This window comes from Clostridium sp. CAG:221, from assembly GCA_000435835.1.
Classification (GTDB): Bacteria; Bacillota; Clostridia; order Clostridiales; family Clostridiaceae; genus Clostridium.
The window spans coordinates 1-10724 of sequence record FR883376.1 but is presented as its reverse complement, the minus strand read 5'-3'; the positions used below and the strand labels follow the sequence as shown (position 1 = coordinate 10724).

Sequence of the window (10724 nt, the reverse complement as noted above, 5' to 3'; positions counted from 1 at the left end):
TACTAACCATTTCACTTGCTAATTCCTCAGCTGTTTCTGCTGTTTTCATAAAAGCACCATCTCCAACTTTTACATCTAGTACTATTGCGTCTGCACCAGATGCAAGTTTCTTACTCATGATACTTGAAGCAATAAGAGCCGTATTATCAACAGTAGCTGTTACATCTCTAAGAGCATAAAGTTTTTTATCAGCTGGTACAAGATTACCGCTTTGTCCCATAATTGCAATATTAATATTATTTACATTATTGATAAATTGATCTTCTGTTAATTCCACAGAAAAACCATTAAAACTTTCTAACTTATCAATAGTTCCACCTGTATGTCCTAGCCCTCTTCCAGACATTTTTGCTACAGGTATTCCAAGAGATGCCACTAGTGGAGTTAAACATATTGATGTCTTGTCTCCTACTCCCCCTGTGGAATGCTTATCAACCTTAACGCCTTTTATCTTCGATAAGTCAATTACATCTCCCGAATTAACCATTGACATTGTCAAATTAGCTGTCTCACTTTTAGACATTTCATTGAAGAAAAGTGTCATTAACAAAGCAGAAACCTGATAATCAGGTATTTCACCTTTAGTAAAGCCATTAACAAAAAAATCTATTTCTTCTTTAGATAATTCATACCCTTTTCTCTTTTTCATTATAATGTCATACATCCTCATATTACTTTTCCTCCTTATGCGTTACCCATTCTGTAATAAGCTTTGTCTAAATTAGCATTTGCTAACCTATTCTAATTATACATACTTTTAACATTTAATACTACAAATTATATCATCTAACTTTAAAAATGTTCACCTTTTTTATAAAATTATTAAGCTCTTGGATGTGAATTTTTATATACCACATTAATCTTATCATTATTGATAATTTCATAGTATGTGTCCATATAAGTCAACACTTGATTACCAAGAAGTTTTTGTACAGCTCTCACATTTGCACCATTTTGTAATAGATGCACAGCAAAAGAATGTCTGAATGTATTTAAATTTACATCTTTCTTTATTCCTGCCTTATGAGAATATTCCTTAACTATTCTCCAAACTCCCTGTCTTGTTAATTTGTTTCCATTCAAATTAACAAATAAATTATGAACACCAGCTGCAGCAATCATATCTCTTATAGATAGATATTCTTTAAGTGCAGCTTCAGCACTTCTGCCAATAGGAATAAGTCTTTCATAATTTTTATTATCATGACATCTGACATATGATAGCTCTAAATTAATATCTTCCACTTGTAATGATATGATTTCAGATACCTTCATGCCAGTTGCATACATAAGTTCTAGTAAAGCATTATCTCTAATTCCTTTATTACAATCTTTATCTACTATTTTTATTATTTTATCTACCTCTTCCACAGTAAGGATTTCTGGAAGCTTTTTAGTCGTATCTGTGCTTTTATAGTATATTTTCGGAATATCACGTATTATCTTATGCTCTTTAAGATAGTTATAGAAACTTCTCAAGCTTATTACTATCCTGCTAATTGAACGTTCAGACTTTCCTTCCTGCAATAGATATTGAATATATCCTAGTACTGTTAGATTATCTGTTTCATCTAAGTAAATATCTTTTGAATTCAAGTATTTTATATATAAATTTACATCTGTTACATATGCATAAACAGTATTTTCACTTTTGTGACTATTTAATAAATATTCTTTATATTCATTTACTATTTCTTTCATAACTCTCCCCATTTCACCTTTAATTATTATTTGGTCTCATAAATTTCTGGAAATGCAGAAATTTACTAAGTAATTTTAGTAACAATAAATTTCATTAAATTTGGACATATATAGCTTTCAATAAACACACCAATTATAAATGTACATACCAAAACCCCTATTTTAAAAATTAATTCCTTCTTTACTATTGTATTTATTGTCCCTTTATTAAAGAACTTATATCGAAGTTTTGTAGCAGAAAATTCAATAGAAATTATACTTAATGCAATAAAACTTGGAATATAAAAAATATTTTGTGGTAAAATTGATACTATTGCCAACCAAATTCCTTTACCATTAAAAGTCGTTAATAAAAAAGTAAATGTATAGCCTAATGTAAATCCCTTAATTAAGTCAATTAGCAAAATAAATGGTATACCAAATACAGTAAACCCTAATATAATTATTATTACGACTGTAATTGATATTTTAATCAGTATATTAAAGAATAATTTGGTATTTTCTACTTGGCTCACCAGTATGCTTTCTGTAAAAGATGAAAAATAATTAGACAGATCTGTTGAATCATTAACATTCATATATTTCACCATAAATGCACCTAATGCTATGCCAACACAAAAGAAAATTAAAACCATAAAATAATAGATTCTATTTTCTCTATAACTATTATTTAATTTATCAATAACATTCATTATTAAACCTCCAGTTTTTTTCTTTCCCTATATACTATGAGGCAGTATATGAAGTTATTCATAATTAAATATATGTAAATGCCATTTGATTATCTAATTATTAAATTATATGCTTTTTCAAAAACATCTATATCTACATTATATTTTTTCTTTAGTATCTCTATAATAGTTTTTACATCATACAGTTCCTTTTCAATGTCATCTTTACATTTTTGACCTCTTCCTAATCTATCACTGATAAATAAAAGAATCATGTCATTTAAGTCTACATTTTTTATCATTTCTTCTGTATTTCCGTAAGATAAATTTTTTAATATGTACAAATGATGCATATGATATTTAACTAAGTTAACTATTTTTTCACGTTCTATATTATTAATATCGTATTGAGTTAACATATCATTAACTATTTTTTCGCCAATTTTATCATGATTATATGATGTGTAGTTTCCCTTACTATTCTTTTTTGTTGCCGCCTTCTTTCCAACATCATGTAAAAGTGCTGCTAACATAAATTCTTTTTTACTATTGGCTAAACTACGTACCTGTGCAGCTTTATCCACTACAAGCATTACATGATTATATACATTTCCTTCTGGATGATATTTAGGTGATTGCTCCACAGTTTTAAGTTCATTAATTATTTGCAGCGGTGTTCCCCATAAATCATCTTCTATTGATTTCATATATGTTGATGGCTTTATATCTGTTAATAAATGATCAATTATCTTTTCTAATAATTCTTTTTTCATATAATTATCCTTTCTTTGTAAATAAATATATATCTATAGTCTATACTTTTATGTAATAAAATATTAATTCCTTCACAACTAGGTTTATTTTAACAATTTAATAAAATGCGCCTTATTTCTACAGTGATACAATAGCATTTCGTTTAATTTTAATGGGGTTATATTGATAATTTAATAATTGAAGAGGTTTATGAATTAATTTTCTCTTTCTCCAAATAATAAGATAAATATAAATTAAGGAGGTAAATTTAATGCATGATAAAAATGGTAATCCTGTAGGTATATCATCCCATAAATTTAAAACTAATATTTCTCATTCAAATGATGGTGAAATGGTGTTAAGCCTTAATAAAGATATTGGTGAAATGAAATTTAATGATCAGTTGTCTAATGAAGATATCTTAAATTATTCTAATTCTAAAGTAATCACTAACAAAGAGACTTTTTTAGGTGATGCTGTAGAGGTAGCAAATAATATGCATAAAGTTACCAATCCAGAACAAAGTGGTAATGATAAGGAAAAATTTGATATTAGTGCATTACCAAATCTTAATAATGGCCCTACTTTAATGTAAGAAGCTTTATTAATAAAAATGTTTATTTAGTAAGATTAAATTTTAAATACTGGCATTGAGATACTCTCAATGCCAGTTTACTATTCTACTGCAAATTATCTATAGCATATTGTGCTTCCTCTGCAGTAAACTTTTCTCCATATTCTGATATTAATTGGTCATATATTGCAGCTGGAGACATAGACATAATTTCTTGATATGATTTTGCTGTTTTTAATGCATTTTCTTTCCAATCTGCTTGTACATTATCTATAGCATATTGCGCTTCTTCTAATGTAAACTTCTCACCATATTCAGATATTAATTGGTCATATACTCCAGCTTTAGACATATTCATAGTATCAGCATATAATTTTGCTTTTTCTAAGGCATTTTTATTCCAATCTGCTTGGAGATTGTCTATAGCATATTGGGCAGCTTCAGCTGTAAACTTCTCACCATATTCGGATGTTAGCTGATCATATATTCCGGCTTTAGACATATTCATAGTCTCACTATATGATTCTGCTTTTCTTAATGCACTCTTATATTCTGTAGGAATGTTTTCTTCTACCTTATATTGTGAACTAGTACTAACATCGCTCTCTTCACTTGCTGTATTTTCTATCTCTTCGTTAGTAGATTCTATTTTTTTATTTTCTATAGTATCTTTTGCATCAGTAGAATTTGCTGTATCACTTTCATTTCCTACGCTTTCTGTAACATTGTTCTCAGATGTACTATTGGTTTCTCCTTTATCATTTTTACTTGAAGATGCACATCCAGTTAAAACTATAGTTGAAATTAATAAACAAAGCAATACCTTCTTCACACATATTCCATCCTTCTATAATTTATTGACTTTAAAATACATATTCACCTAATAGTATTATATTTACTAATATCTAAAATATAATTAGTTATTTCAATAAAATTCCTGTGACTTTTTTTAAAATAATGATATACTTTAAACGTTATGTTAAAAAAATTATATTAAAACAAAGGATTGATTACAAAAATGAAAAAAACAACAAAAGATGCAATTATAATTGGATTTGCTTTATTCTCAATGTTTTTTGGCGCAGGTAATTTAATTTTCCCTGGTCATCTTGGATATCAACTTGGCTCACAATATTTTATTGGTATGCTTGGTTTCATAATTACAGGCGTTGGTTTACCTCTTTTAGCTATACTTGCTTGTTCAAAAGGAGATGGAACATTTGAAGGTATTGCTGAAAAGATAAGTAAGAAATTTGCTATAATTTTTACTTCAGTTTTATTTTTATCTATTGGACCATTACTTGCAGTTCCAAGAACCGCAGCAACTACTTTTGAAGTAGCTATAAATCCATTTTTCCCTGCAATTCCAGCATGGTTAGTGATTTTAGCTTACTTTATAATTAATATTGTCTTAGTATTAAAAAGATCATCAATTATTGACACTATAGGTAAGTTCTTAACACCTGCTTTAATAATTATTTTAGTAGTACTTATTATTAAAGGTATATTTATGCCAATTGGTGCTATTTTACCAAATAATGATACAGGGGTATTTGCTTATTCACTTTTAGAAGGTTATCAAACTATGGATGCTCTTGCAGCTTTACTTTTTGCTGCTATAATAACTTCATCCATTAAAAATAAAGGATATAAAGGCAAAGAAATGTCTAAAGTACTTTTTATAGGTAGTTTAGTTGCTGTTATTGGTCTTGCCTTTGTATACGGAGGAATTACATATATTGGTGCTCAAACATCTGGACTTGTATCTGGTGACATAAATAAAACTTCTCTTTTAGTTTTAATTGCTAAAAATGTCCTTGGAAGTGCTGGTCCAATTCTTATAGGAGTAGCAATGGCACTTGCTTGTTTAACAACTTCTATAGGTTTAATAACTGCTGGAGCAGACTATTTTGAAACAATTACTAAAGGTAAATTATCTTACAAGTTTAATGTTTTAGCAATATCTATAGTAAGCTTTGCAGTTGCTTTACTTGGTGTTGATAATATTGTAGTTTTCTCATCACCTATATTAAATCTTTTATATCCTGTTTCTATTACTATAATAGTTTTCGCTTTACTACATAAGCACATTAAGATAAAAGCTGGTAGATTAGGAGTATATACTTCTTTAGTCTTTTCTATACTATTATTAATACCAGGATTAAACTTAAACTTCTTACCACTAGCATCTATAGGATTTGGATGGCTTTTACCAACTGCTTTAGCAATGATCATAGGTCAGTTAATATTTAAAAATGAAAATAAATAAAAAAAACAACAAGGAGCTAGCACTTTGGTGCCAGCTCCTTTCTTTTTATCTAATATCTCTTTATATAGTTTTGCTATATGTAGCACTTAACTCAACTCTATCTGCTTCTGTAACCTTACGTAATACACGGCATGGATTACCTACTGCTACTACTCCTTCAGGAATATCTTTAGTTACTACACTACCAGCTCCGATAACGCTTCCCTTTCCAATTGTAACTCCTCCACAAACTGTAGAATTTGCTCCTATCCATACATCATCACCAATGGTAATTGCTTTAGATGTACATATTCCTTCATTTCTTTGTGCTACATCAATTGGATGACCAGCACAAGCAATACATACACCTGGTGCAATAAACACATTGGCCCCAATATTAACTGGAGATGTATCTAATATAACACAATTATAATTGATAAAAGTTAATCCATGTGTATGTATATTAAATCCATAATCACAACGGAAAGATGGTTCAATAAAAGTTAAAGGGTGATATGTTCCCAGTAATTTTTCTAAGATTTCTTTTCTTTTCTCATCCTCCATAGGAGAACTCTGGTTATATTCCCAACAAAGTGTTTTAGCTTTTATCTGCAATTCATTAGGTATTTCATCATATCTTAAACAATATTCTTTATTCATTTTCATTATTTCTAAAACTGTCATTTGAATTTTATCCTTTCATTATTTGATCAATTAACTTATATAATAATACCATTGTTCATCAATTCTTATATTAATTGTACACAAAAAACAGTAAAATTAAAACAAATTTTACATTATATATTGATTCTTTAATTTATGTACGGTGAATTTTTATATTTTATTCATTTTATTTAGCATTTACGAGTATATTATTTAAGTGTATTAGTATCATAAAAAAATCCAAAAACACTTGAAATAATCAAAATGTTTTTGGATTTTTAATTCTTCTCTTTATAATTTCTCCTTTACTTTTTTATTTTTGACATTTCACCTTGATGTCTGAAACCTCTCACATAACTTAGTTAAGACTTCTTGAAACGTACCCCATTAAGCATTTTTTAATTTTCTCAACTAGAAATTGCTTTTAAATTTAAGAGATTTTTGCATCTAGCTTTAATCCCAATTATCTATTGCTTCTTGAAACGTATCTATTAAATATTCATAAAAATCATCATATCTGTATTCTTTATTTTTATTTACTCTATCCCATCTAATTATCTTATCTCCATCATTTGTATCAATACAAATTATAAATTCTCCTAAATCTTCAATTACTATACATCCATTCTCTAATCCCAACTTTCTATACCTTTCTGTTACATGGATTACAGATGAATCTTCTTTATTTTCTATCCCTAAAATTTCAACTCCACATATACCTCCTGAACCATAATTAAGTATAAACCATTTATAGCTTTCTGGAAATATTATACCAAGACTCTTCTCAACCAATTTAATATCATCTTCACTTATTTTTCCATAAAAATCATTTTCTTCTCCATATCGCTTTATCATATCAATAATTTTATTATTCATTTAATTCACCTCTTATAAATTTTTAGCTCTCCATCTCCAATATTTCTTTAAAAAATTTGAATATTGTTTATCTAAAGTAATATTATTTCTAAAGCTTCCTCCTATTTCTACTAAACCATGTAGAATTTTAGTGTACTCATCATGTGTAGTTGCAACTATTTCTACCATACTTCCAACCTCTACTTGGGTTAAATGATGTAACTCTATCTTTGCTTCAATGCCATTTTTATCAACTGTATATGGAGACTTACCTTTTAACGCTAACTCTTTATTTGTTAGCCCTTTAGCCAAAGAGTCCTTAGGTATATAATCCCAATCTATTTTTGTCTGATACACACGCCTTGAAATATCTCTTACTTCTCCCTTAATCTTTACAGTTCCTTCAATTTCTACTGCCTTATATTTATCACTTAGCCATTTTAAGTCTACTTTTTTACCTGATAATTTGGAACTAGGTTTTCTTATGTCATTTATAATACTTTTTGTAACCTCGTCTATACCTTCCTTATCAAAATTACACTGCTTAAGTATATTTGTGGTATTATGAGTTAATACTTTCTCAGTACCTACAAAGAAAGTATGATTATCTTCAACGCTTAAATTATAAGTAGTAACTGGATAACCCTTTTCTTCTACTTTTATAGATTTTACAACTTGTTCTTTTCCATCAGAAGTTAGCAGTATATCTCCTGCCACTAACTCAACTGCTGCTTTCCACCACTTATCTTTAACCATGAAAAGGTGCCCTGTAGTTGACTTAATTTTACCAGTTTCTAGTTCTATTGTACATATTTCTTGAGTACTTCTAACTAAGGTATCTGTTACTTTCTTATATGAATCTTCTCCAGTTTCTTCATTTCTAGACAGTACATAGTCACCTATTTTTATTTCTTCAATAGGTTTTAACCCTGAGTTTGTAGTAACTAATGTTCCTGCAATAAAACAACCATTACCTAAACACACTCTTATCTTTTCTGGCAAACCTGTTTTTTCTATGGCAGTTACTGTTCCATCTCTCATTTTTACTATGTAATGTTTCCCTGCATCCATAGAAGCAATAACATTATCAAGTTTGCCACTTTTAATTACCTTACTCATTTGCTTACTTAGCTTTTCTGAGCCTTCTTTTGCAACAGTTTTAACTCCTTTTAAGAATTCATCACCATATTTAAGAATTCCTTTTGCCTCATCTGCATATTTTAATGATTTTAACATATCTCCAAAAGGTAACATGGCAACTACACATATTAATGCTTCAAGATAATTTCCTCTACATAAAGAAATTTCTGCATTAATTCCATCTGCCACATCACCTACAATAGGAAGCCATCCTGCTAAATCTAACGCTACTTGTACTTTATCTAAAAATGCATCAAGTTCTGATGTTATTTCAATATTATTTTTCTTACAATATGTTTTTACATCAGAAGTAAACTTTTTAGCAAGTTCCGTATCAGTTGTTTTTACATTACTAATAAACTTACTGAACTTTTCATTAAACTCTTGCATTTCATCATATGATTGCTGTGCCTTTTTCTTTTGATCATATAATTCATTTAATATGGTACTTGTTTTTCCATAACTTCTATTTAGTGACTCAATGTCATTTATAGCACTATTTATCTTTGATATTTCATCTTCTAAATAGCTTAGTGACATACTCATGTTACTTTTTACAATAGAAGCTTGTCCATAATCTACCCTTAACTCTCTCAACATATCCTCTACTTTCTTTTACCCATTTATATTAGTAATATTATATTGCATTTTATTACAAATATTAGATATTTTATTAATATTTCTTACTTATTTCTAATTTTAGATACAAAATTACAGTTAATTTCTATGATATATCTACAGTCTCTTTCTAGAAGATTACCTGTCACTAATATACCTCTCTCAAACAGATATCATCTTCCCTTACTTATAAGCTATATAGTTTATTATCTAATAAATCATATATACTGTTGGTTGCTATGGATATTTCTTTACCAATACCTATTATTTTATTTATTGTTTTTGATTTTTCGGAACTAAAAAAACACCTCCTACTTACTGATTTTTAAATCAAATAAATAAAAGGTGTTCTTAATTAACTTATTTTATATATTTATCACTATGAGCTCACCATTTCCAAAACTATTTTTACATAGTTTATTGGCTTAATCTTTTACAGAAACGGCTCTATCACTAGCTTTTAGCTAACTTTGTTTTTAAGTCTTAACTTGTCAGCAATGATTGCAATAAATTCTGAATTTGTTGGCTTGCCTTTATCATTGTGAATTGTATAGCCAAATAGCTTGTTGATTGCTTCTATTTGACCTCTTCCCCAAGCAACTTCAATAGCATGTCTAATAGCTCTTTCTACTCTTGAAGCTGTTGTGTTGTACTTCTTAGCTATTGAAGGATATAATTCCTTTGTTACAGCTGAAAGAAGTTCCATATCATTAACAACCATTGTTATAGCTTCTCTTAAATACATATACCCTTTGATATGTGCTGGAACACCTATCTCATGAATTATGTTTGTAATTTCTGTTTCTAAATCTACAGGTCCTTTTTGAACTGGAGTTTCTACTGCAGTTACTGCTACTGGTCTTCTTACTGGCTCAGTAGGAACGTTATCATTGAACATATCTCTAATTCTCTTAGTAAATATGTCCATGTCAAATGGTTTTACTACATAGTAATCTGCTCCTAATGTAATTGCTCTTTGAGTGATCATATCTTGACCTACTGCTGATAAAACTACAATTCTAGGGAATTTTTCAAGATTCATTGATTGTAATCTTTCTAAAACTCCTAATCCGTCTAAATGAGGCATAATTATATCAAGAATAACTAAATCAGGTTGTTTTTCCTCAATTAATGTTAGAGCCTCTTTTCCATCCTTTGCTATTCCTGTAACAACTATATCTCTTTGATTTAATAAATAATCATTTAATATACTGCAAAACTCTTTATTATCGTCTGCAATTAAAACTGAAATCTTATTTCCTTCCATCTTTCTCTCCCTTTCTACTTATTTTTAGTGTCATTTGTAAAATTATTTATTAGATAATTTTAAACTTTAAAACTAAATATTAATTGTTTTTCTACTTTTTAATTTAATTGAGTATATTATACCATAAAAAAAATAAATATAACAGTTTTTTTACATTATTTTGAAATATTTTTGTTATTTTATTAAAAAAGTGGCTTTCGCCACGCTCCCTTCGGGAATTTAATTTTAAGTATT

At 28.4% G+C, this 10724-nt stretch carries 11 protein-coding genes; 2 read left to right on the top strand and 9 right to left on the bottom strand.

Annotated elements, in window-relative coordinates; genetic code table 11:
- The 4 genes from Q5O44_RS03175 to Q5O44_RS03160 all read right to left on the bottom strand — a co-directional run.
- Positions 1–670: thymidine phosphorylase (locus Q5O44_RS03175; protein ID WP_302637247.1), on the bottom strand; the 670-nt coding region annotated here is incomplete at its 3' end.
- 152 nt (positions 671–822) lie between these two features.
- Positions 823–1701, bottom strand: coding sequence for a tyrosine-type recombinase/integrase (locus Q5O44_RS03170; protein ID WP_022166941.1), 879 nt, complete (start codon positions 1699–1701; stop codon positions 823–825).
- 65 nt (positions 1702–1766) lie between these two features.
- Positions 1767–2393: a stage II sporulation protein M gene (gene spoIIM / locus Q5O44_RS03165; protein ID WP_022166940.1), complete on the bottom strand. Its 627-nt coding sequence runs from the start codon at positions 2391–2393 to the stop codon at positions 1767–1769.
- A gap of 89 nt (positions 2394–2482) precedes the next feature.
- Positions 2483–3145 carry an HD domain-containing protein gene (locus Q5O44_RS03160; protein WP_022166939.1) on the bottom strand — a complete coding sequence of 221 codons (663 nt, stop codon included), beginning with the start codon at positions 3143–3145 and terminating at the stop codon, positions 2483–2485.
- A gap of 251 nt (positions 3146–3396) precedes the next feature.
- Here Q5O44_RS03160 and Q5O44_RS03155 point away from each other — a divergent pair, with 251 nt between their 5' ends.
- Positions 3397–3720 carry a hypothetical protein gene (locus Q5O44_RS03155; RefSeq protein ID WP_022166938.1) on the top strand — a complete coding sequence of 108 codons (324 nt, stop codon included), beginning with the start codon at positions 3397–3399 and terminating at the stop codon, positions 3718–3720.
- 85 nt (positions 3721–3805) lie between these two features.
- Here Q5O44_RS03155 and Q5O44_RS03150 read toward each other — a convergent pair whose 3' ends face one another.
- Entirely contained in the window at positions 3806–4531 is a 726-nt protein-coding gene (locus Q5O44_RS03150; RefSeq protein WP_022166937.1) for an Ltp family lipoprotein, read from the bottom strand.
- A gap of 186 nt (positions 4532–4717) precedes the next feature.
- On the opposite strand from Q5O44_RS03150, the gene brnQ reads away from it, so the two are divergent.
- Positions 4718–5968 (top strand): branched-chain amino acid transport system II carrier protein, encoded by a 1251-nt coding sequence (gene brnQ / locus Q5O44_RS03145; protein WP_022166936.1) that lies wholly within the window; start codon positions 4718–4720, stop codon positions 5966–5968.
- Positions 5969–6028: 60 nt separating this feature from the next.
- Here the strand turns inward: brnQ and Q5O44_RS03140 are convergent, their stop codons facing one another.
- From Q5O44_RS03140 to spo0A, 4 genes are all read right to left on the bottom strand, one after another.
- The gene (locus tag Q5O44_RS03140; protein ID WP_022166935.1) at positions 6029–6631 is read right to left on the bottom strand and encodes a sugar O-acetyltransferase; all 603 of its coding nucleotides are present in this window, start codon (positions 6629–6631) and stop codon (positions 6029–6031) included.
- Between the two features lie 432 nt (positions 6632–7063).
- The gene (locus tag Q5O44_RS03135) at positions 7064–7486 is read right to left on the bottom strand and encodes an SMI1/KNR4 family protein (RefSeq protein WP_022166934.1); all 423 of its coding nucleotides are present in this window, start codon (positions 7484–7486) and stop codon (positions 7064–7066) included.
- Positions 7487–7498: 12 nt separating this feature from the next.
- Positions 7499–9202: a polymorphic toxin-type HINT domain-containing protein gene (locus Q5O44_RS03130; protein WP_022166933.1), complete on the bottom strand. Its 1704-nt coding sequence runs from the start codon at positions 9200–9202 to the stop codon at positions 7499–7501.
- A 481-nt stretch (positions 9203–9683) separates the two neighbouring features.
- On the bottom strand, positions 9684–10490 hold the full coding sequence (spo0A, locus tag Q5O44_RS03125; protein WP_022166932.1) for a sporulation transcription factor Spo0A: 807 nt from the start codon (positions 10488–10490) through the stop codon (positions 9684–9686).
- Positions 10491–10724 lie beyond the last annotated feature (234 nt).

Coding starts and splice junctions, on each gene's coding strand:
- Q5O44_RS03170 (WP_022166941.1), bottom strand. CDS start 1,701: ATGAAAGAAATAGTAAATGAATATAAAGAATATTTATTAAATAGTCAC.
- spoIIM (WP_022166940.1), bottom strand. CDS start 2,393: ATGAATGTTATTGATAAATTAAATAATAGTTATAGAGAAAATAGAATC.
- Q5O44_RS03160 (WP_022166939.1), bottom strand. CDS start 3,145: ATGAAAAAAGAATTATTAGAAAAGATAATTGATCATTTATTAACAGAT.
- Q5O44_RS03155 (WP_022166938.1), top strand. CDS start 3,397: ATGCATGATAAAAATGGTAATCCTGTAGGTATATCATCCCATAAATTT.
- brnQ (WP_022166936.1), top strand. CDS start 4,718: ATGAAAAAAACAACAAAAGATGCAATTATAATTGGATTTGCTTTATTC.
- Q5O44_RS03140 (WP_022166935.1), bottom strand. CDS start 6,631: ATGACAGTTTTAGAAATAATGAAAATGAATAAAGAATATTGTTTAAGA.
- Q5O44_RS03135 (WP_022166934.1), bottom strand. CDS start 7,486: ATGAATAATAAAATTATTGATATGATAAAGCGATATGGAGAAGAAAAT.
- spo0A (WP_022166932.1), bottom strand. CDS start 10,490: ATGGAAGGAAATAAGATTTCAGTTTTAATTGCAGACGATAATAAAGAG.